Consider the following 19,418-nt stretch of genomic DNA (forward strand, 5'->3'; position numbering starts at 1 on the left):
ACGTGAGTACAGTCAGCACAGAAGTCTTACAGCCTTACGCATCTGCCTTGATGTCACTGGCTCAGTCCAGCAATCTCTCAGAGAAGTTCGGCGAAGACATTCGTTCCTTGCTGAGCCTGCTAGAAGGTTCGGAAGACTTGCGTCAATTTTTAGCCAATCCGCTGGTAAAACCGGATGCTAAAAAAGCCGTGATTCAGCAAATAGCGGGTGAAGAAATGAACCCCTTGATGCACAGCTTTCTGAAGCTATTAGTAGACAAAGGAAGAATTCTTTTTTTAGAAGGAATTGGCAAACAATACTTGGCCAAGCTCCGAGAACTCAACCAAACAGTATTGGCTGAAGTTACGTCGGCAGTCCCGCTTTCAGACGCTCAACAGCAGACTGTTCGCGAGAAAGTGCAGGCGATGACCAGCGCTAGTCAAGTAGAAATTGAAACCAAAATAGACGCAGATTTAATCGGCGGTGTGGTAATCAAAGTAGGCTCTCAAGTAATTGATGCCAGCCTGCGGGGACAATTGCGCCGTCTGGGAATTCGCTTGAATTCCTAATTTAAGGAAGCAGGAGGAAGGAAGCAGGAAGCAGGAAAAAGGAAGAAGGAAGAATTAAACCGGAAGCAGGAATAAATTAATTTCTGTTTTTGAGTTGTTAGTCCCAGATTCTTACTACCAACTCCCTATTCTTTCTTGCCGAAAAGATCGACAGACAACTAACAACTGACAACTGACAAATAATAACTAACATGGCAGCAATCAGACCTGACGAAATTAGCAGCATTATTCGCCAGCAAATTGAGCAGTACGACCAAGACGTAAAAGTCTCTAACGTCGGTACTGTTCTGCAAGTAGGCGACGGCATTGCCCGGATTTATGGCTTGGATAAAGCCATGTCTGGGGAGTTGCTAGAATTTGCCGACGGCACCGTGGGCATTGCACTGAACCTGGAACAAGATAACGTGGGTGCAGTGTTGATGGGCCAAGGCCTCGGCATTCAAGAAGGTTCGGCAGTTACTGCTACTGGCAGAATTGCTGAAGTCCCCGTGGGTGAAGCAATGTTGGGACGGGTAGTTGATGCTTTGGCCCGTCCGATTGACGGCAAAGGAGAAATTAAAACTACTGAATCTCGCTTGATTGAATCTCCGGCACCGGGGATTGTTTCTCGCCGTTCTGTTTACGAACCCATGCAAACAGGAATTACCGCTATTGATGCGATGATTCCGGTGGGAAGAGGACAGCGGGAACTGATTATCGGTGACAGACAAACCGGTAAAACTGCGATCGCGATCGACACGATTATTAACCAAAAATCGGAAAACGTGATCTGCGTTTACGTAGCGATCGGTCAAAAAGCTTCTACAGTAGCTAACATCGTCAACGTCCTGCAAGAAAAGGGCGCGATGGACTACACGATCGTAGTAGCAGCCAACGCTAGCGACCCCGCAACCCTGCAATACTTGGCTCCCTACACAGGTGCTAGCTTAGCCGAGTATTTCATGTACAAAGGTAAGCACACTTTGGTCATTTACGATGACCTTTCCAAACAAGCACAAGCTTACCGCCAAATGTCTCTGTTGCTGCGCCGTCCTCCCGGTCGCGAAGCTTATCCCGGAGACGTGTTTTACCTGCACTCTCGCTTGCTAGAACGCGCTGCTAAATTGAGCGACGATTTGGGCGAAGGTAGCATGACTGCTTTGCCAATTATCGAAACCCAAGCTGGTGACGTTTCTGCTTACATTCCGACGAACGTAATTTCGATTACCGACGGTCAAATCTTCCTTTCTTCTGACTTGTTTAACGCTGGTTTGCGTCCTGCAGTAAACCCCGGTATTTCGGTATCGCGGGTAGGTTCGGCAGCTCAAACTAAAGCTATGAAAAAAGTAGCCGGTAAGGTGAAACTGGAATTGGCGCAGTTTGAAGAACTGGCAGCATTTTCTCAGTTTGCTTCTGACTTGGATAAAGCTACTCAGAATCAATTGTCGCGCGGTCAGCGCTTGCGGGAACTGTTGAAACAGCCACAAAGTTCGCCTCTGCCGATGAACGAACAAGTGGCTGTAATCTATGCCGGTATTAACGGCTATATGGATGACATTCCTGTGGAAAAAGTCAGCAAGTTTACTGTTGGTTTGCGCGACTATTTGCGGACTAGCAAGCCGAAGTACGGCGAAATTGTTCAAGGCGGAAAAGCCTTGACTGATGAAGCTGAGAAGCTGCTGAAAGAAGGTATCGCAGAATACAAGCAAACTTTCTTGGTTTCTGCGTAAATCGAGTTGGAATTTTGAACCGCAGATGAACGCGGATAAACGCAGATTATCGGAAGTTCATCTGCGTTTATCTGCGTTTATTCGCGGTTTTAATTAAAAAGATGCGGGCAAGGGACTAAGGAGAAAATTATGGCAAATCTGAAAACTATTCGCGATCGCATTAAGTCGGTCAAGAACACTAAAAAGATTACAGAAGCAATGCGCTTGGTGGCCGCTGCAAAGGTGCGCCGCGCTCAAGAACAGGTGACTGCTACTCGGCCTTTTGCCGATCGACTGGCAGAGGTATTATACGGTTTGGCGGAACGCTTGCAGTTTGAAAACCTGGATTTGCCGCTGCTGAAAAAACGCGAAGTGCGATCGGTGGGACTGTTGGTAGTTTCGGGCGATCGGGGTTTGTGCGGCGGCTACAACAGCAACATCATCAGATACGCCGAAAATCGCGCTAAGGAAATCAAAGCTGAAGGCTTAGACTACAAATACGTGTTGGTAGGACGCAAAGCCACTCAGTATTTCCAGCGCCGCGAACAGCCGATTGATGCTACTTACGCTAACTTGGAACAGATTCCAACAGCACCGGAAGCAGCCATGATTGCGGACGAATTGTTGTCGCTATTCCTGTCAGGAACTGTGGACAGAGTTGAGTTAATTTACACCAAGTTTGTGTCGCTAATTAGTTCGCGTCCGGTAATTCAAACTTTGCTGCCCCTCGACCCCCAAGGTTTTGAAGTGCAAGACGATGAAATCTTCCGCTTGACATCGAAAGGCGGAGAGTTTCAAGTATCGCGCGAAAAGGTTTCTGCACCTACTATGAAGAGTTTGCCCCGCGACATGATTTTCGAGCAAGATCCGGCGCAAATTCTGGAGGCTCTTTTGCCCTTGTATTTGAACAACCAATTGCTGCGGGCTTTGCAAGAGTCTGCTGCTAGCGAGTTGGCTGCGCGGATGACGGCGATGAACAATGCTAGTGAGAATGCTAGCGATTTGATCGGTAGTTTGACGCTGACTTATAATAAGGCGCGGCAAGCGGCAATTACTCAGGAAATCCTGGAAGTTTGCGGCGGTGCTGAGGCTTTGAATGGTTAGGTTAGGGTTGACAATTTGTTGATTTTATGGTATGCGTCTGAGGGAACTCAGGCGCTTTTTTTAAGATAATTCGGCGGTCGAAACCGCTTTTACACAAACGAAGTTCCTCTCTAAGAGACTAAGAAGGGTATTTATTATTAGACTATCTTCCCGCGTTCCTCTAACCACCGCTGAAATGACTTCTGACTTTCTCCAGATGGTTTACCGAGAATAATATTTTTGATGCTAATGTCTTCGTCAATATCAGGCCAGTGGATTCCCTCATTTCCACCAATAAATCGCCAATTATTGCGTTCGTTTGGTGTGCTATGCAATAGCCGAGGATACCAAGCTAAAGGAACAGAAATAGTACGACCATCGGATAGATCGACTGTTAGCGCGTCGTCTGTAACAACTACGTTTTGTGCTTGGGGGATTTCTAGCAACTCAACCATTAAAGAAGTCATTCCAACCTGCTAATAATTGCTGTTGATGTTCTTCAACAAGTTTCTGAATGCCATTGATTTCTGTACGATTGAAGCCTTTATTATTTTGAAGGCGAACTGGACTAAGCCAAAACTTAGCTTCTTCTCGATCGCGCTCAACGTGAACGTGGGGTGGTTCATCCCGATCGCCCGCATAGCAGAAGAAACGGTATGGGCCGATTCGGAGTAACGTAGGCATTCAGACTTATTAATCACAAACTGACTTCTCTATTTTAACCGATGCACGAGCTTTCATCTCTGATATAGTCGAAGTATTGAACGCGATTGTGCGATCGTCTTTAAAAAAATGGCAAAAAAAATCTGGATTGTCTACAAAACCGAAAGCATGAGTGCTCCCGGCTGGGAAAAACGTCAGCTTATGCCGAGGGGCGGTCTCACTAATATACTTTGGGAAAATTGGACTTGGGAAGAAAACCCAGAAATTCCTCAAGTAGGGGACAAAACCCGCGATTATGAAAATCTATCTGACCCCGGTAATGGAGTCACCCACGGGAAAGATGGAGATTGGGTAGTTACTCGCGTTCAGCAGTTTTCTGCTTCCGATACTGAGGAGCGAATTGTGGTGTGTTACTGTTCTTACCAACCTGTTACATCGGATTGGGAAGCACTACAACGGGGTGAGTCTGTCAATCAGATGCTAGCAACTGTCGAGCAATATTGAGTGGATAATTAGTTCGTAAAAGCGATCGACTATTCCTGCACAATCTCATACAAATCTTCGATCGACAAATCAAAAGTCCTTGCTTTCCTTGTGCAAGGCTGTCACATCAACTGTTGCTAATCCAGGCGATCGGGCATAAGTTCTCAGTGTGCTGTAGACTACGCCCGATCGCTCTGAAACTTCTTTCAGCGTCCAGCCCTTCTCAGCAGCCAACTCTCGAACCCGCAATCTAATTAAACCCATTGACAAAAAACTAGATTTAGTCTGGGATCAAATTTTATCGTAAAAAGCGATCGCTCACTCCTGCACAATTTCCACCAAGTCTTCAATCATTACATCAAAGGTGCGAGCCAATTTGTGTATAGAAATAAAGTCAATGGTTGACACTCCCGGACAGCGGGCGTAGTGTCTGACGGTGCTGTAAATTACTCCCGATCGTTCTGAAACTTCTTTCAGCGTCCAGCCTTTCTCGCTAGCTAGTTCTCTGACTTTTAACCTGACTAAACCCATAGTTGACAAATGATGGTGTACCATCATCGGATAGTTTTATCCCAAAAAGCGATCGACTACTCTTTGACGACCTCAACCAAATCTTCCACCATCACGTCAAAAGTACGTGCCAACTTCAGCAGACAAGTAAAATCAACCATTGCCATTCCCGGAGAACGTGAATAGGTGCTGAGTGTGCTGTAAATGACTCCCGATCGCTCAGAAACCTCTTTGATCGTCCAGCCTTTCTCAGCAGCAAATTCTTTAACCCGCAATCTAATTAAACCCATTGACAAAATACTAGATTTAGTTTTTAATAAAAATATCGTAAAAAGCGATCGCCCCCAGGTCTGGAAAACTAAAAAGCGATCGCCTATCCAAATTCAATCCCTTTACAAAAGTTTGTACTCTTTACAAAGGATTTGCTTAAAATCATGTTAACAAAATTTTCGCGAAAATCAACCCCCAGACACAGATTGAGCCGGTTTGTGACAAAAGAGGCGATCGCGCGGCTGCTGAAAATCAAGGTAGAACAAATATATCGCTTCGAGTGCTGGGCGCATATCCTGTACGTGCACGCCAAAGGCATGAGTCGGTTTGTCAGTTATGCCGACTTTCCGCCTGTTTTGGGAGTGGAATCGCCCTCTGGTTTAGATTTTGGTTATTGGAAGCGCCGGATAGCGAGTCAGAAAGAGAGACACGCGCCGGATTTTTGGGTGGATTTTTATGCGGATAGATTTCAGAAAGCTGTTTGTGTTTCTGAATTGTTGAAGTGGGGAAATTTGGTGGGGGTGATTAAATTGATGTTAAGTGCGATCGGGCTGGAGTCGCTGCGAAAGGTTTATGCACAAGAAAAATCTCTGCTGCAACATTTTTAAATTATGACTAAAACACGGGTGATTAGAAACCGGTTTTTTTTGCGAAAATACGGCATCCCAGCCTTTAACTAAGTGAAAAACCCGGTTTCTTTGCTGTGCGTAACTCTCATAAATCCGATCTCTGCCACAAATATTCAAAAATTGGTTCAAGCTCGACTGCAACAGTTATAATTTCTCCATGCGTTTCCCTCTCTATCCCTTGTTAAGCCCATGAGTAACCTTTCAAACATCCCAGGCGATCGCGGGAATTACAGGCTAAGTCCGCTCAGTCTGCGGTTATGCGTTTGGCGGGGTTGCCGCCGTCGGAGTCGAAGTAGGCTTTGATTGAGTTGGCTGATTATGTTTTTAGTCAGCTTTATTGCGATCGCGCAGTTTTAGGGAAGATAATCAAATTGTGGTTTACATCTTACCTAAAAAGTTTTATATCAATTAATTGGAGGTATTTACGATGAATTATCAGTTTTTGTACGACGACAAAGAAAGCTTAAAAAATAAAATCAATACTTTATTAGATTCCGAACAATTTTATTGGAGTGAAATTTATATTTTTTCTGCTTTTTTTGATGATGCTGGGGTGACACAAGTAAAACAAATTCTTTCAGCCGATTCTTTAACAGAAGATGCGAAAGTTGTGATTGCCATCGGCAGCAAAAACTTCTTTAATGAGATTAAAAATATTAAAAAAATATTAGATTTTATCGAATCAGAAAAATCAAAAAAACCTAATAATAAATCTGTTCACTTTATATGCCCTAAGAAGAACTTTCATATCAAAGCCTATTGTTTTTTAGGTCGGAGTCGGAATGTGAAGATAAAAGCTGACATTCAGATAGGTGTTTCGATCATAGGGTCATCTAATCTAACTCGGCCAGGTCTTGAATGTGAGGGAGAATTATGTATTAGTATCCACAACTTCAACTTAACAAAAACATTAATTGCTCGTTTGTCTGAGATATATATTGATTCTAAGGAATATGATTTATGGGAAAAAATAATTGACGAGTACCAGAACAATCAATATAATTCATGGGAACAAAAAATTAAGGAATTTGCAGAAAAAATTAATAAATATAATGGAGAGTCTTCTGAAAATCAAAATGAAGTTCTCTCACCGTCTGAAGAAAAATCTACGCCTGGAAATCAAGATCAACCACCCATAACAGACACACCCGGTAAATTCCTTAAACTAGGTGTCTTGAATGATAGTGTTCTTCTTGCCAAGGCAACTAATCTCGCTAATGATAAAAATATAGGTTGTTTTCACTCGATTCAAACTATAGATGAAGAGAAAAATGATGTTCCTCAAGGTTCTTTATGCCTCTTATTAATAGAAAACAAGATATTTCAAATTGCTAAAATCCTGTCTCACTGTTCCTATCAAGAAAAGACAGAAGGATGTTTTGTAACATATAAAGAAAATCTAACTTATGAGCTTTCTGAGGATATTCGTGAAATTCTTGCGAAAGAAGAGTATAAAATAATATCTGATCCAAAGAATATGGATGAATTACCTTATGAAATTCTAAAGGATTTTGAAGAAGAAGTTAATGAATATCAGGAATATCAGAAAATGCTCGCCGATCCGAAATATCAAAAATGGATAGAAAAAGGTAAGAAGAAGAGGCAATCAAAAATTTACAGCCTATTAGAAGAAATAGAAGAAATAGAAGAAATAGATCTCAACACTTTAAAAAAAAAGCTAAAAGAAATCAGAGAATTAATTTAATGTGCCATGATTTTGTTCTCAATACAAACTTAATTTTAGAATGATTATGGGATAAAATCATCGTCTTTACCCGCCATAAAAGTAATAGCAGGCTTCTTGCAAAAGTGCCATTTATTGTCAGGAAATCAAAGATAATTTATTGTTTCAGAGTTTATACCTATCTTAAGTCTTTGCTAAAATTTTAAGTAACTTCTTTGCTGGTAAGCCTGTAAGATGGCATATAGAAGGAACTAGAGATAGTGTTAGTATTAGGGTAATAGTAGAACCTGATGGGAGAGGAATTATTGTATTGACTAAGTGAGAAACCCGCTTCGTTTTCTCAAGTGACTTGGCTCATAATGTGCGATAATTCACCAAAATTTTAAATAACCAAAAATGGTGAATAACGGGACTAACCAAACCCCTAAGCAAAATTCGGCTAATTGTGGCAGTATTGATGAATCAGAAAGAGCTTTTGGTGAAACCGAAAGAGCAATTGCTGAATTTCTGGAAAGAGAGGGAAAGAATGTTAAAGCCTTGGTAGAAAAAACCGATGGAGGTAGAAATCCCGATGCTGAGGTAGATGGAAAACGCACTGAATTCAAAAGTCTAGATGCCGGTGCTACAAGCGCGACAGTAAAAAATCAGATCAACAACTCGATTAGACGAGGGGGACAAGCTAGGGATATAATTATAGATGCTAGGGTGTCTGGGTTGATAGAGGCTGAGGCTGAACGAGGTTTGCAGAGGGCGAAAAATATTACACGCGGAAAAATTGATAGCGTCCGAATTATTGGCGATATCTATGACATCACTTTTACTGAGTTTCAATAAAGGAGGTTTTTATGTCTCGCACACTAGATATTTTTGTAGACTTTCCACAGGAAATCGAGCATTTAATCAAAGAATTAGAGTTTATATTGGCTCTTAAATTAGAGCTGGTTTCTGATGGCATAGACAACTGGTATGAGTTTCGCAACTCAACAATCACTCTTACTATAGGAAAGCATGATTTTGAAAATGATAAAGAGCTAAACTTTGAAGAATACCCTTACAACCTATCAATCAGAGCGCTGAATATCTCGAATGAACTTGATAGGAAAAAGTGGCGAGATGAGTTTGCTAGTTATGTTTTCCAAAAGTTGAAAACTACCGAAAGGTATCGTTTAATGCTGGTGGATGACTTACAAGTGAAGTTAGAGGAGTTTGCGCCATTGGTGAAGGTTTGATCGAACATCATACAGGCAAGTTCTGAAACCGATTTGTAAAAGTGAGGAAATAACTATGGTCACTGCTAGTGCTTTACAGGATAATTTTACTTTAGAAGAATTCGTCACCGAGCCGCCCGATAACATGGAATTGGTAGACGGCAAACTTGTGGAGAAAAATGGCATGACACTAAAGACGGGTAAAATTCAGTTAAGCCTGGGGGAAGCTTGGAAAAATTACAAAAATTCTAGCGGACAAGGTGGAGAGGCTTATGTCGAGGTTCCTTGCCGCACTAACCGACAAATTCGCCGTCCCGATGTCGCTTATCTCACACCCGAATTAGTTGCACAGTTTGGCAATCTTGCCACTTTACCCCAAAGTTTCCCCTTAATTGCCGAAATAGTTTCACCCACCGATATCGCTGAAGATGTCTTTCTCAAAGCACAGGAATATTTAGAATCTAGCTGTCAGGAAGTCTGGTTAGTTTTTCCCGAAAGTCGTTTAATATTCGTGATGACTCAAAATCAAATATTGACATTTAGATCCGGCGATACCGCCAGCACTCAACAAATCCTGATCGGTTTTAGCATTGAGGTCGATCGATTGCTAGCTTAAACATCAAACTAAATTGCTACAATATCTTTAAGACTCCCCCAGTCCGCGTAGGCGGACTTCGTTTGTATAGCCCCGAATTCTATTCGGTGGTGTTTAATCTTCGTTTGTAGAGCCTCCGAATTCTATTCGGTGGTGTTTAATCCTTCGTTTGTGTAGCCTCCGAATTCTATTCGGTCGTATTTAATCCAGATTCGATATCCCACCATTATCGGAGCAAACCGCCATGTCAGACGACTTTTCCTTAGACGAGCTTTTAAATAGAAGTTACTACGCCTTCAAAGACGCAGAAAACCAAGTGGGACAGTGCAATGTTTTAGTCATCGGCAAAACCGGCGTCGGCAAAAGTACCCTGATAAATTCCGTTTTTCGCCAACGGTTAGCAGAAACCGGAGTCGGCCGCCCCATAACTCAAGGCATTCGCCAATATACAAAACCCAATTGCCCAATTACAGTCTACGATACTCCCGGACTCGAACTCAACGCCGAACAAATTAAAGTTATTCAATTAAACGTTGCTAAACTGATTGAAGACCAAAGACTCCTGCACCCAAAAGAACACATTCACGTCATCTGGTACTGCATCAATCACAGCGCCAATAGAATAGAATCTGTGGAGGAAAGCTGGCTAAAAGAAATGGAAGTCAAAGATGTACCAGTTCTTTTAGTGCTGACTCAGACGACATCTAAAAAGCCGGGCGAGTTTTTCAAGCAACTAGAACACATGAATTTGCCCGTCAGTCAAATCATCCCCGTCATGGCTGAGCCGGAAGAAATTGATGAGGATTATACTGTAAAATCTCACGGTTTAGATAAGTTGGTAGATGCTACTTTTCAACTGCTGCCGGAAGTAGCTAAAAAAGCTTTTGTTAAAGAACAAATTGCAAACATTGCCCTCAAAGCTGATATGGCATTTAAGTATCTAAGTGCTTATGTTGCAGGTTCTGCAATTGTCGGCGCGACTCCTGTACCGTTTGCTGATGCGCCGATTTTGATGACGATGCAAACGGCAATGATTGCTAATATTACTGTGATTTTTGGAATGCCCTTTGATAAGGGGTTTATTTCGGCGATGCTGTCTGCTATTAGCGGCGCTGGCGGGGTTACTGCTGTTGGCAGAAGTATTGTTACTAATTTGATTAAAATGATTCCTGGTGCGGGTACAGTTGTCGGCGGTGCTATCTCCGGTGCAACCGCAGCAACTCTCACGCTTGCTCTAGGTTTGGCTTACATTGAAGTGCTTAAAGCTTACATGAAAGCTCAAGTTAATGGCGAACAACTTTCTTTGCAACAGTTAACCAAGATGTTTGTGGAAATGTACAAGGAGTATGCTAGTTCTGGGCGTAAAACTTTGAAGGATGAGCAACCGAATCCACCTAAGCCTCCCAATCAAATTAATATTGAGTAAATTGGGCATGGGGCATGGGGCATAGGGCATAGGTTATTTGTTAGTTCCAATTCCCAATTACCAATTCCCAATTACCAATTACCAATTACCCATTACCAATTGATTGCTACAATATGAGTAAATTCTGCAAAAGGGAGTAAATGGCTATGGTAATGGCTGCCGTTTTATCAGAAAATGTTTCTCTAGAAGACTTTATGGCTAATCCCCCCGACGATATGGAATGGGTGGACGGGCAAATTGCGGAGAAAAATGGCATGACAGTAAAACACAGTCGCATCCAATCTAAACTAGATTATTCTTGGAGAAGTTATAAGATATCTAGCGGGCAAGATGGCGAAGTCTATACGGAGGTTCCTTGTCGTACTGACAGGCGAGTGCGCCGTCCTGATGTAGCTTATCTGACTCCTGAACTTGTTGCTCAATTTGGTGATGTTCCGACTTTGCCTCAAAGTCCGCCCTTAATTGCTGAAATAGTTTCTCCTACTGATATTGCAGAAGAGATTTTTCTTAAAGCACAAGAGTATTTAGATTCGGGTTGTCTGGAAGTTTGGATAGTTTTTCCAGAAAGTCGCTGGATAATGATAATGACTCAAACTCAAAAGTTAACCTTTAACCAGAGTTCTACCATCAGCACTCAGTTAGTGCTAGCGGGTTTTAGTGTTGCTGTTGAGGAGTTGTTGGCTTGAAGGCAAAAATTAGCTACGTATAAGTGCTTTCTGGCCGAGTTCGCCCGTGATTATCGTGATAATTTGTGAATAAGTCATTGACAAAATGCCACTCGCCCCAGGCAATTAATAAAAATTTTTAGCAATAAAAAGTGCAGTTGTAAAGTTGCACAAAATCACCAAGAGCGGTAAAATACTCATTGCTTTGTTTGCAAATTTACCGTAAATTCCAATTGGGAATTAAAACCAATCATTGAAATATGTCTAAGACTTACACTGTTGAATTGATCCACCAAGGCTCTACCTATACCGTAGAAGTGCCCGAAGATAAACAAATTCTGCAGGTAGCCAACGCTGCGGGCATTGATCTGCCTAACTCTTGCAATGCGGGGGTTTGTACTACTTGCGCTGCTAAAGTTATTGAGGGTGAAGTCGATCAAGTTGATGGCATGGGCGTTAGTCCCGAACTTCAGGCAGAAGGTTATGTGTTGCTGTGTGTTGCTTATCCCCGATCGAACTTGAAGATAGAAACCGAAAAAGAAGACATTGTGTACGATCGCCAATTCGGTAAATCCTAGGGCTAAGCTAAAATTGACCTAAGTACCGTTAGCGGTAAAACCACTATGGATCGCCCTATGACCACCCATTTCATTTCCGCAGAAGTTGACCTCCACGAGACCGCCGAGCAACTGCACTCGGCTATTGAAATTGAACTGCAAAAGTACGGCGAACCCCTGCGGTGGGCAGTCACAGACGTGGATGTCGATCGGCAAAAGGCTGTGGTAGAAGGCTACGTGCTCGTGGAAGCATCCCCCGCAACAGTGTGAACCGGCGCCCTTTAACAGTGGTTTTGATAGTCCCCACAGGCGTTGGAGCCTCGATCGGGGGCTTTGCAGGAGATGCGCTGCCCGTGGCTAGGGCGATCGCCCAAATTTCAGACACCCTGATCACTCACCCCAACGTCCTCAACGGCGCTCAACTTTATTGGCCGATACCTAACGCTCTCTACGTTGAAGGTTACGCCCTTGACAAATTTGCTGCCGGGTGCTGGGGACTGCAACCGGTACATCAAAATCGCATCGGCTTAATCCTAGATTCCGCGATCGAACCAGACTTGCAGTTGCGGCACTTGCAAGCCGTTGATGCTGCCAGAGCTACATTGGGTTTGAATATAACCGATTATGTTTTAACCGATCGCCCTCTGCAAGTAGAATTGCGTATTTCTCAATCAGGGGCATCCTGGGGGACGATCGGCAATCCAGACAGTTTATTGCGCGCGGCAGAAAAATTAATCAAACAAGCAAGAGTAGAGGCGATCGCAGTTGTAGCCAGATTTCCCGACGATGAAGGCAGCCTCGCCCTCGAAAACTACCGCCGCGGCAAAGGAGTTGACCCCCTCGCCGGCGCAGAAGCTGTGATCAGCCACCTCGTCGTCAGGACGTTTACAATCCCCTGCGCCCACGCCCCCGCGCTGTCTGCGCTTCCCCTCGATCCGCACCTGTCCCCGCGATCGGCTGCTGAGGAAATCGGCTATACTTTCCTACCTTGCGTGCTTGCGGGCCTGGGCAAAGCTCCCCAATTTGTCACTCCTACTGTGGGACAGGCATCTTGCCTGTCCCAGGTATTGGGCGGGCAAGATGCCCGCACGCAGGTATTGGGCGGGCAAGATGCCCACCCCACAAGAGAGAAATTCTATGCAAACAGGCGAGATTTCGAGTCCCAGGGTTTGTGGGCCGATCGAGTCGATGCGGTGGTGATACCCGCCACAGCCTGCGGCGGCAGTGCTATTCTGAGTTTGAGTGGGCGATCGTCGGTACAAATCATCGCTGTCGGGGACAACAAAACCCAGATGCAGGCGACTCCAGAAAAACTCGGAATCAAAGCTTTGCAGGTAAACTCATATTTAGAGGCGATCGGAGCGTTGGTCGCTTTGCGATCTGGCATCAGTCCAGCTTCCTTGGGTGCAGACATCTCCTCCCTGCGTTGTTTGTCTGACTCAACAAAACAAATCTAAAATCTCAAACCTCAAATCTAAAAGTGATTAAGTGGCAGAAAAACTTCCCGGAAATCCTGAAATTGAACCCTTGACGCGCACCCAAGTTTTAATAGCAATGGGCGTGACAGCAATTATGTTGCTGGCGGTTGCTAAATTGTGGTTGCTATTTGGATCGGTATCGCTTTTGCCAGTCAAATTGATAGGAATCGACTTGCTCAAAGGATTTGCGCTGGGACTGGCAATTACAGGCGGCAGTGCGATCGTTTATCACCTCTGGCCGGGTTATCGCCGGAGTGCTGATGTTTACTTGGAAGTTGTGCTCAAACCTTTGTTTTGGCCGGATTTAATTTGGCTGGGACTGCTGCCGGGACTTAGCGAAGAATTGCTATTTCGAGGCGTGATGCTGTCTGCTTTGGGATTGAATGTTACGGGTTTAGTTTTATCGAGTTTTTGTTTCGGCATTCTGCACTTGGGAGGCATGGATCAGTGGCCTTATGCTGTTTGGGCAACGGCTGTCGGATTGCTGTTGGGTTACAGCGTTTTAGCTACTGGGAATTTGTTAGTGCCAATTACCGCTCATATCTGCACGAATTTGATTTCTAGCTGTGTTTGGAAGTGGGAAAACAATCTCGTGAAGCGTTAGCTCGATCGCAATTCCAAAGCGATTGAAATCTCGCCTGTGCGGAATATAGCAATAAATGCCAACGCGCAAGGGGGTTTTAGATTTAACGAACCGCGAAGACGCTAAGGGCGCGTTCGGCGAAGCCGTTCCCGTTCCCCGCAGGGGTTCCCGAAGGGTAGGGTAGGAAGAGAAAGAGTTCACAGAAGTGAAAAGGTTTTAACCGCCGAGTTTTATCTGTGTTAAGGCAGTTTGTAACTGCTCGATCGCACAATCAACTCACCTTGACTGGGGTCGCGGCTGAAAATAAAAGCTCCTTCTTGAGTTTCACCGCTTGACAAAAAATCAATTTGTTGATCGCCGGATTCTACAACTTGACCGTTGACGCGCAATTCGGCAATAATTTGCACTGATTCGGCCGTTTCGCCGCCCGTGTTAGTTACTGTAAACGGCACGTAAAATTGCCCTTGAGTTTCACGAATAGGCGTGTTCCGAGTGACAGAAATAACCGGAGGTTCCTGCTTTTTAGTTACCCAGTTGTAGATTACCAGCCCAGTGAGGGTAAAAAGGATCAAGCAGGCGATCGCAAATGTCACCCATTCAGCAGGCGTTCTTTTTTGCTGCTGTTCGTTATTATTACTTTCACTCATACCGCCAACCTCCCCGCCGCGCCGCCAACAGCCGCCGGCAGTCCCAATACTAACGTATAGTTCAACCAAATCGACCACGGGTCGTCAAAACTGAGTTTGTGGAAGAAAAACATCATAAATGCAGAAGCCGCCAGCGACACTAAATAAGCCATGACAGTTTCGCTGAGGGGACGCTGAAAAATCCCTTGCTGCTGCTGCCGTTTTGCTTGATAAGTAAAGCCTGCTACAAATACAATACCGTAGGAAATTAGCAGCGAAGCGGCGATAATTGCTAATTGCCAAGGCGGCGAAATACCGGCAGCTAGCATAGGAATTTCGTCAGTTGGGGCGATGTTGAAAGCAATGATCATCGCGCCGATTAAAGTAGCGCCGATATCTGCTACAGTTGCATTAATGGTAGGTTGCTGTTCGCTGTCTGAACTTTGATAGCGATCGCCGCTCAAGAAACCGTTGGCCAGGGCTACTCCCAACGCAAACGGCAGGCCTTCAAATATGATTTTCCCCAAAGTTTCTTGCAGCGGAGTCTCCGGAGTAATTTCCCTGAGCAAAAACAGGACAAAAGCCGCGCAGACAATGCCAAGGGCGATCGCTTCTACGGTATCGATTGCAGCATCTAGCCAGCGGATCTCTTGAGTTTTGCGAAAACCTTCCGTGCGAGTCAACAAGAAAACGACGAGAAAAGTAGTTGCGATCGCGATCGACATTTCCGCTGGTGTAGTATGCGAACCGATCCACCAAACCTCCATCGTATAAAGCAGCGGAATTCCGAATAAAAAGCCGCCAGATGCACCTCTAAAGATGTCGTTTAGTTCATTTGACCACTGATTTTTGCGTCTTTTTGATTTTTTCATTTTTGATTTAAAACGCACCTCAAAAAAGGCAATTTCTAATTGGACATATTTCAAGTGTTATCGTAGATAGCATCTGCACTCAACTTTGTGCATAAGCTATTAAAAATTCCTCTCTATAAATTCCCATCTGAGTACAAATTGCTCTCAGTGTCCCTAATTTTATTTGCTCGTGGTTAGGCATTACTAACGGAGTCTCCGTGCCATTCAGATTCTCTCACACCCTCACAATATGTTCGCGTTCTATAATAATCCGAAAACCCAACAACTAAAATGTTCTGATGACTCGTCTTTTAGGAACATCGACAGGAAGCTTCGACATTAAATAGCCACCTCTGCTTCTACTAAAAAACTCTCGATCGCAGGTGATTCGTTTTCCATTGTTTCTTTGCCAAATACTTGGATGTAGCAGCGAATAGCTGACTTGACATCAGTTAAGGCTTCTTCATAGGTATCACCTTCACCAACTACGGCACCTTTGATACCAAGGGGATAGGCTACATAACCATCGGAATGTTTTTCAATGAGGATTTTAAATTGTTTCATCTTCGCCTCTTTATTTTTAAACTAACTTAATTCACCACACCCGCGCGATCGCATAAGCATCAACAATAGCATCAACGCTCAAAATCGGTATCTGTTGGGCCATAGATTATGCAATTATCAGCCTGTCAAATGGGTCACGGTGATACAAAGGCAGTGAAGCTACAACCTCAATGTGCTGGAGATTAATCTCAAGTAGTCCGATATTGCTAACAGTGAGTTGCTGTCCGACAAACTCCATAAAAGGCAGACTAAAGTTTAGCCTGCCTATGCTGTGCTTAATCGCCATTTCCCAGATGCTAGCTATACTGACTAGCTTCTCGTTATTTTCATCCTCAATTAGCAGTTTGACATGGGTGCTAAGTCTAGGGTTGTCCGTGACATACCAAATGAAAGTATGAGTGTCCAACAACAACCTCATGACCTATACTCCTTAAACTCTTCTAGCGGTTCGTCAAAATCATCGGCCATCCAAACCATTCCTTTAGCACTCCCAGCTTTGGATAGCCAGCGCTTCTTATTAGCTGGCGGTATTCCTACCAATTTTACAACAGGCTGGTTATCTTGAGTAATCGCAATTTCTTCCCCTCTCATCGCCGCTTCGATTAATTCCAGAAGCTTTTCTTTGGCCTCAATAATGTCTACTTGATACATAATTCGTGCCTCCTTACTCTCAATTTGCAACATTAACATTCTAACTCAATTAAACAAATCCTCTTCCTCCAAATCAACAGACTGTAATTCCATATCACCAGACTGCAACTGAGCCGGAGTAGCAGGAATCGCCGCAATAATTGCATCAATTACCCTCGCCACCGGGATAATCTCCATCCCTAACTCTGGCACCGGTTGATTCTTAGGAATAATCGCCCTTTTGAAACCCAATTTCGCCGCCTCCCTCAGCCGCAACTCTAATTGGGAAACCGGCCGCACCTGTCCTCCCAAACCCACTTCCCCAAGTAAAACAGTGCGTGCATCAACCACCCGATCGCGAAAACTGGCCACAACGGCGATCGCAACTGCCAAATCCGCCGCCGGTTCATCCACCTTCAACCCGCCCACCGTCGCCAAAATCACATCTAATTTAGATAAAGGAATCCCCACCCTTTTCTCCAAAACAGCTAAAATTTGCTGCAATCTAGCATTGTCCACACCAGTAGTAGTGCGGCGCGGCGAACCGAAACTTGCAGGGCTGACTAACGCCTGAATCTCCACTAAAATCGGTCGAGTTCCTTCGCAAGTAACCGTCGTCGAAGTACCGGGAGAAAATTCATCTCTATTCCCTAAAAACAACTCCGACGGGTTATCTACTTCTCGCAAACCGTTGGCTACCATTTCAAAAACACCGATTTCGTGAGTCGCGCCAAAACGGTTTTTCATCGATCGCAAAAGTCGATGAGAAGCAAAGCGATCGCCCTCAAAATACAGTACAGTATCTACCAAATGTTCCAAAACCCTCGGCCCGGCCAAAGCTCCATCTTTCGTAACGTGACCGACAATAAATAAAGTAATATTTTCCCTTTTCGCAACCTGCATCAAAGCAGATGTACATTCCCGCACCTGAGCCACCGAACCCGGAGCCGATGTTAAACTAGCAAAATAAATAGTTTGGATGCTGTCAACCACCGCCACATTAGGTTTCAGCGCTTCCAACTCCCGCAAAACAACCTCTAAATCCGTCTCTGGAAGCAAATAGAAATTCTCCGCTGAATTGTCCTCGGAATCCTTTTTAGCTTCCCCGTTACTGCCAGATTTATGCCCGCCGTTGCTTGACAAATCAACCGGATTAGCTACGCCCAAACGCTGCGATCGCAACTTCACCTGCTGGCCCGACTCCTCCGCACTCACATAGAGTATTCTATCCTTCCGGGCCAACATATTCGCCACCTGCAACAGCAGCGTCGATTTCCCGATTCCCGGTTCCCCCCCAATCAACACCAACGAACCCGGAACAATCCCCCCTCCCAAAACTCGATCCAGTTCCCCGTAACCAGAAGGCCAGCGAGACTGAGTTTGGTCGGAAATCTGCGATAATCTGAAAGATACCCTTGGTTGACCCTTCGACTTATCAGGGGGCGAACCGCCCACTGTCTTAGTTGTCACCCCAGTTAAACCAGCCCGCGGCACACCAGCAGTAGGTTGCTCTAACTGCTCGTCAAAAGAATCCCACTTCTGACAGCTAGGACATCTGCCAAAATATTGTGGTGAATCATAGCCGCATTCCCGACAAATATATTGTATTCGAGGCTTAGGCATTGTTTTATGATAAATAGTCACCCTTAAAATTTAGAAAAGTCTGAGTTAAAGCAATTATCAAGCTTTCAGACCGATCACCGCCCATGATTCAATTTGTGTCTTCTATGATAGGGTACAAAAAAATAACATTATCTGAAATGTAACTTAAGGAGTGCTCGGTAACTTGGAAAACCATAAAGAAAAAATTCTGGTAGTCGATGACGAAGCCAGTATCCGCCGCATTCTGGAGACTCGCCTTTCCATGATTGGCTACGATGTCGTCACCGCTGCTGACGGCGAAGAAGCTCTCGAAACATTTCGCAACACCGAACCCGACTTAGTGGTTTTGGACGTGATGATGCCGAAGCTAGACGGTTATGGCGTCTGTCAGGAGTTGCGTAAAGAGTCAGACGTACCCATCATCATGCTAACTGCTTTGGGAGACGTAGCCGATCGCATCACCGGTTTAGAATTGGGTGCCGACGATTACGTCGTCAAACCTTTCTCTCCCAAAGAACTCGAAGCCCGCATCCGTTCGGTACTGCGGAGGGTTGACAAAAACGGCGCATCGGGAATTCCTAGTTCCGGAGTCATCCACGTCACCAATATTAGGATTGACACCAACAAGCGCCAAGTTTACAAAGGCGACGAACGAATTCGGCTCACTGGCATGGAATTCAGCCTGTTAGAACTGCTTGTCAGCCGTTCTGGAGAGCCTTTTTCGCGATCAGAAATTTTGCAGGAAGTGTGGGGATACACGCCAGAACGCCACGTAGACACCCGCGTAGTGGACGTTCACATCTCGCGGCTGAGGGCAAAGTTGGAAGACGACCCCAGCAATCCCGAATTAATTCTCACCGCCCGTGGCACCGGTTATCTCTTCCAGCGAATTGTCGAAATTGGAGAAGTAGGATAAAGTCACTTGGCAGTTGGCAGTTGGCAGTTGGCATTAGTTAAATTACCAACTACCAATGACCAATGACCAATGACTAATGACCAATGACTAATGACTAATGACTAATGACTAATGACTAATGACTAATGACTAATGACTAATGACTAATGACTAATGACT

At 44.5% G+C, this 19,418-nt stretch carries 26 protein-coding genes and 1 pseudogene; 16 read left to right on the plus strand and 11 right to left on the minus strand.

The window, feature by feature from the left end; all coding sequences use genetic code 11:
* Window positions 1-2: 2 nt before the first annotated feature.
* From atpH to QUA24_RS04270, 3 genes are all read left to right on the plus strand, one after another.
* The gene (atpH, locus tag QUA24_RS04260) at window positions 3-548 is read left to right on the plus strand and encodes an ATP synthase F1 subunit delta (protein WP_333227474.1); all 546 of its coding nucleotides are present in this window, start codon (window positions 3-5) and stop codon (window positions 546-548) included.
* A 191-nt stretch (window positions 549-739) separates the two neighbouring features.
* On the plus strand, window positions 740-2,257 hold the full coding sequence (atpA, locus tag QUA24_RS04265) for a F0F1 ATP synthase subunit alpha (protein ID WP_242717124.1): 1,518 nt from the start codon (window positions 740-742) through the stop codon (window positions 2,255-2,257).
* A 129-nt stretch (window positions 2,258-2,386) separates the two neighbouring features.
* A complete protein-coding gene (locus QUA24_RS04270) occupies window positions 2,387-3,340 on the plus strand; it encodes a F0F1 ATP synthase subunit gamma (protein WP_333227477.1) in 954 nt (317 codons plus the stop codon).
* 137 nt (window positions 3,341-3,477) lie between these two features.
* Here the strand turns inward: QUA24_RS04270 and QUA24_RS04275 are convergent, their stop codons facing one another.
* A complete protein-coding gene (locus QUA24_RS04275) occupies window positions 3,478-3,786 on the minus strand; it encodes a DUF2442 domain-containing protein (protein WP_333227479.1) in 309 nt (102 codons plus the stop codon).
* Window positions 3,767-4,003: a DUF4160 domain-containing protein gene (locus QUA24_RS04280; protein WP_333227481.1), complete on the minus strand. Its 237-nt coding sequence runs from the start codon at window positions 4,001-4,003 to the stop codon at window positions 3,767-3,769. Before QUA24_RS04280 ends, QUA24_RS04275 begins: the two co-directional genes overlap by 20 nt.
* A 108-nt stretch (window positions 4,004-4,111) precedes the next feature.
* On the opposite strand from QUA24_RS04280, the gene QUA24_RS04285 reads away from it, so the two are divergent.
* On the plus strand, window positions 4,112-4,486 hold the full coding sequence (locus QUA24_RS04285) for a hypothetical protein (protein ID WP_333227483.1): 375 nt from the start codon (window positions 4,112-4,114) through the stop codon (window positions 4,484-4,486).
* 29 nt (window positions 4,487-4,515) lie between these two features.
* Here QUA24_RS04285 and QUA24_RS04290 read toward each other — a convergent pair.
* The 3 genes and pseudogenes from QUA24_RS04290 to QUA24_RS04300 form a co-directional block, all read right to left on the minus strand.
* Window positions 4,516-4,729 (minus strand): annotated as a pseudogene (locus QUA24_RS04290) (helix-turn-helix domain-containing protein).
* A 54-nt stretch (window positions 4,730-4,783) separates the two neighbouring features.
* Complete coding sequence (locus QUA24_RS04295) at window positions 4,784-4,996, minus strand: helix-turn-helix domain-containing protein (RefSeq protein ID WP_190735550.1); 213 nt, start codon at window positions 4,994-4,996, stop codon at window positions 4,784-4,786.
* A 56-nt stretch (window positions 4,997-5,052) separates the two neighbouring features.
* Entirely contained in the window at window positions 5,053-5,265 is a 213-nt protein-coding gene (locus QUA24_RS04300; RefSeq protein ID WP_194009260.1) for a helix-turn-helix domain-containing protein, read from the minus strand.
* Window positions 5,266-5,409: 144 nt separating this feature from the next.
* Here QUA24_RS04300 and QUA24_RS04305 point away from each other — a divergent pair, with 144 nt between their 5' ends.
* The 11 genes from QUA24_RS04305 (at window position 5,410) to QUA24_RS04355 (ending at window position 14,091) form a co-directional block, all read left to right on the plus strand.
* On the plus strand, window positions 5,410-5,853 hold the full coding sequence (locus QUA24_RS04305; protein WP_333227485.1) for a hypothetical protein: 444 nt from the start codon (window positions 5,410-5,412) through the stop codon (window positions 5,851-5,853).
* A 448-nt stretch (window positions 5,854-6,301) separates the two neighbouring features.
* Window positions 6,302-7,579, plus strand: coding sequence for a phospholipase D family protein (locus QUA24_RS04310; protein WP_333227487.1), 1,278 nt, complete (start codon window positions 6,302-6,304; stop codon window positions 7,577-7,579).
* A gap of 375 nt (window positions 7,580-7,954) precedes the next feature.
* Entirely contained in the window at window positions 7,955-8,392 is a 438-nt protein-coding gene (locus tag QUA24_RS04315; RefSeq protein WP_333227489.1) for a CdiA C-terminal domain-containing protein, read from the plus strand.
* A gap of 11 nt (window positions 8,393-8,403) precedes the next feature.
* Complete coding sequence (locus QUA24_RS04320; protein WP_333227491.1) at window positions 8,404-8,787, plus strand: hypothetical protein; 384 nt, start codon at window positions 8,404-8,406, stop codon at window positions 8,785-8,787.
* 55 nt (window positions 8,788-8,842) lie between these two features.
* A complete protein-coding gene (locus tag QUA24_RS04325) occupies window positions 8,843-9,382 on the plus strand; it encodes a Uma2 family endonuclease (RefSeq protein ID WP_333227493.1) in 540 nt (179 codons plus the stop codon).
* A gap of 223 nt (window positions 9,383-9,605) precedes the next feature.
* The gene (locus QUA24_RS04330; protein ID WP_333227495.1) at window positions 9,606-10,787 is read left to right on the plus strand and encodes a GTPase; all 1,182 of its coding nucleotides are present in this window, start codon (window positions 9,606-9,608) and stop codon (window positions 10,785-10,787) included.
* Window positions 10,788-10,933: 146 nt separating this feature from the next.
* On the plus strand, window positions 10,934-11,473 hold the full coding sequence (locus QUA24_RS04335) for a Uma2 family endonuclease (protein ID WP_333227525.1): 540 nt from the start codon (window positions 10,934-10,936) through the stop codon (window positions 11,471-11,473).
* Window positions 11,474-11,712: 239 nt separating this feature from the next.
* Window positions 11,713-12,030, plus strand: coding sequence for a 2Fe-2S iron-sulfur cluster-binding protein (locus QUA24_RS04340; RefSeq protein ID WP_333227498.1), 318 nt, complete (start codon window positions 11,713-11,715; stop codon window positions 12,028-12,030).
* A 57-nt stretch (window positions 12,031-12,087) separates the two neighbouring features.
* On the plus strand, window positions 12,088-12,279 hold the full coding sequence (locus tag QUA24_RS04345) for a hypothetical protein (RefSeq protein WP_333227500.1): 192 nt from the start codon (window positions 12,088-12,090) through the stop codon (window positions 12,277-12,279).
* Entirely contained in the window at window positions 12,276-13,466 is a 1,191-nt protein-coding gene (locus QUA24_RS04350; RefSeq protein WP_333227502.1) for a DUF3326 domain-containing protein, read from the plus strand. Before QUA24_RS04345 ends, QUA24_RS04350 begins: the two co-directional genes overlap by 4 nt.
* Window positions 13,467-13,497: 31 nt before the next feature.
* The gene (locus QUA24_RS04355) at window positions 13,498-14,091 is read left to right on the plus strand and encodes a CPBP family intramembrane glutamic endopeptidase (RefSeq protein WP_333227504.1); all 594 of its coding nucleotides are present in this window, start codon (window positions 13,498-13,500) and stop codon (window positions 14,089-14,091) included.
* Window positions 14,092-14,309: 218 nt separating this feature from the next.
* Here QUA24_RS04355 and QUA24_RS04360 read toward each other — a convergent pair whose 3' ends face one another.
* The 6 genes from QUA24_RS04360 to radA all read right to left on the minus strand — a co-directional run bounded on the left by QUA24_RS04360 (window position 14,310) and on the right by radA (window position 18,364).
* Window positions 14,310-14,717, minus strand: coding sequence for a TIGR02588 family protein (locus tag QUA24_RS04360; protein ID WP_333227506.1), 408 nt, complete (start codon window positions 14,715-14,717; stop codon window positions 14,310-14,312).
* Window positions 14,714-15,568, minus strand: a complete 855-nt coding sequence (locus QUA24_RS04365) for a TIGR02587 family membrane protein (RefSeq protein ID WP_333227508.1) — start codon at window positions 15,566-15,568, stop codon at window positions 14,714-14,716. The genes QUA24_RS04360 and QUA24_RS04365 overlap by 4 nt, the downstream gene beginning before the upstream one ends.
* 318 nt (window positions 15,569-15,886) lie before the next feature.
* The gene (locus QUA24_RS04370) at window positions 15,887-16,111 is read right to left on the minus strand and encodes a hypothetical protein (RefSeq protein WP_333227510.1); all 225 of its coding nucleotides are present in this window, start codon (window positions 16,109-16,111) and stop codon (window positions 15,887-15,889) included.
* 106 nt (window positions 16,112-16,217) lie between these two features.
* A complete protein-coding gene (locus tag QUA24_RS04375; RefSeq protein WP_333227512.1) occupies window positions 16,218-16,529 on the minus strand; it encodes a type II toxin-antitoxin system VapC family toxin in 312 nt (103 codons plus the stop codon).
* Window positions 16,526-16,762 (minus strand): type II toxin-antitoxin system prevent-host-death family antitoxin, encoded by a 237-nt coding sequence (locus QUA24_RS04380; RefSeq protein ID WP_333227514.1) that lies wholly within the window; start codon window positions 16,760-16,762, stop codon window positions 16,526-16,528. The genes QUA24_RS04375 and QUA24_RS04380 overlap by 4 nt, the downstream gene beginning before the upstream one ends.
* 45 nt (window positions 16,763-16,807) lie before the next feature.
* Window positions 16,808-18,364, minus strand: a complete 1,557-nt coding sequence (radA, locus tag QUA24_RS04385) for a DNA repair protein RadA (protein ID WP_333227516.1) — start codon at window positions 18,362-18,364, stop codon at window positions 16,808-16,810.
* Window positions 18,365-18,527: 163 nt separating this feature from the next.
* Between radA and rpaB the strand changes: the two genes are divergently transcribed.
* Window positions 18,528-19,259, plus strand: a complete 732-nt coding sequence (rpaB, locus tag QUA24_RS04390) for a response regulator transcription factor RpaB (protein WP_071587789.1) — start codon at window positions 18,528-18,530, stop codon at window positions 19,257-19,259.
* Window positions 19,260-19,418 lie beyond the last annotated feature (159 nt).

This window comes from Microcoleus sp. Pol12B5 (genome assembly GCF_036701335.1).
Lineage (GTDB): Bacteria > Cyanobacteriota > Cyanobacteriia > Cyanobacteriales > Microcoleaceae > Microcoleus.

What these genes read in the sequence shown, in the direction of transcription:
- QUA24_RS04315 (WP_333227489.1), top strand. Translation starts at nt 7,955, where the DNA reads ATGGTGAATAACGGGACTAACCAAACCCCTAAGCAAAATTCGGCTAAT.
- QUA24_RS04280 (WP_333227481.1), bottom strand. Translation starts at nt 4,003, where the DNA reads ATGCCTACGTTACTCCGAATCGGCCCATACCGTTTCTTCTGCTATGCG.
- QUA24_RS04325 (WP_333227493.1), top strand. Translation starts at nt 8,843, where the DNA reads ATGGTCACTGCTAGTGCTTTACAGGATAATTTTACTTTAGAAGAATTC.
- QUA24_RS04320 (WP_333227491.1), top strand. Translation starts at nt 8,404, where the DNA reads ATGTCTCGCACACTAGATATTTTTGTAGACTTTCCACAGGAAATCGAG.
- QUA24_RS04330 (WP_333227495.1), top strand. Translation starts at nt 9,606, where the DNA reads ATGTCAGACGACTTTTCCTTAGACGAGCTTTTAAATAGAAGTTACTAC.
- QUA24_RS04375 (WP_333227512.1), bottom strand. Translation starts at nt 16,529, where the DNA reads ATGAGGTTGTTGTTGGACACTCATACTTTCATTTGGTATGTCACGGAC.
- QUA24_RS04335 (WP_333227525.1), top strand. Translation starts at nt 10,934, where the DNA reads ATGGTAATGGCTGCCGTTTTATCAGAAAATGTTTCTCTAGAAGACTTT.
- QUA24_RS04365 (WP_333227508.1), bottom strand. Translation starts at nt 15,568, where the DNA reads ATGAAAAAATCAAAAAGACGCAAAAATCAGTGGTCAAATGAACTAAAC.
- QUA24_RS04345 (WP_333227500.1), top strand. Translation starts at nt 12,088, where the DNA reads ATGACCACCCATTTCATTTCCGCAGAAGTTGACCTCCACGAGACCGCC.
- QUA24_RS04270 (WP_333227477.1), top strand. Translation starts at nt 2,387, where the DNA reads ATGGCAAATCTGAAAACTATTCGCGATCGCATTAAGTCGGTCAAGAAC.
- QUA24_RS04285 (WP_333227483.1), top strand. Translation starts at nt 4,112, where the DNA reads ATGGCAAAAAAAATCTGGATTGTCTACAAAACCGAAAGCATGAGTGCT.
- atpA (WP_242717124.1), top strand. Translation starts at nt 740, where the DNA reads ATGGCAGCAATCAGACCTGACGAAATTAGCAGCATTATTCGCCAGCAA.
- QUA24_RS04360 (WP_333227506.1), bottom strand. Translation starts at nt 14,717, where the DNA reads ATGAGTGAAAGTAATAATAACGAACAGCAGCAAAAAAGAACGCCTGCT.
- QUA24_RS04310 (WP_333227487.1), top strand. Translation starts at nt 6,302, where the DNA reads ATGAATTATCAGTTTTTGTACGACGACAAAGAAAGCTTAAAAAATAAA.
- QUA24_RS04275 (WP_333227479.1), bottom strand. Translation starts at nt 3,786, where the DNA reads ATGACTTCTTTAATGGTTGAGTTGCTAGAAATCCCCCAAGCACAAAAC.
- QUA24_RS04300 (WP_194009260.1), bottom strand. Translation starts at nt 5,265, where the DNA reads ATGGGTTTAATTAGATTGCGGGTTAAAGAATTTGCTGCTGAGAAAGGC.
- QUA24_RS04340 (WP_333227498.1), top strand. Translation starts at nt 11,713, where the DNA reads ATGTCTAAGACTTACACTGTTGAATTGATCCACCAAGGCTCTACCTAT.
- radA (WP_333227516.1), bottom strand. Translation starts at nt 18,364, where the DNA reads ATGCCTAAGCCTCGAATACAATATATTTGTCGGGAATGCGGCTATGAT.
- QUA24_RS04295 (WP_190735550.1), bottom strand. Translation starts at nt 4,996, where the DNA reads ATGGGTTTAGTCAGGTTAAAAGTCAGAGAACTAGCTAGCGAGAAAGGC.
- QUA24_RS04370 (WP_333227510.1), bottom strand. Translation starts at nt 16,111, where the DNA reads ATGAAACAATTTAAAATCCTCATTGAAAAACATTCCGATGGTTATGTA.
- QUA24_RS04305 (WP_333227485.1), top strand. Translation starts at nt 5,410, where the DNA reads ATGTTAACAAAATTTTCGCGAAAATCAACCCCCAGACACAGATTGAGC.
- QUA24_RS04380 (WP_333227514.1), bottom strand. Translation starts at nt 16,762, where the DNA reads ATGTATCAAGTAGACATTATTGAGGCCAAAGAAAAGCTTCTGGAATTA.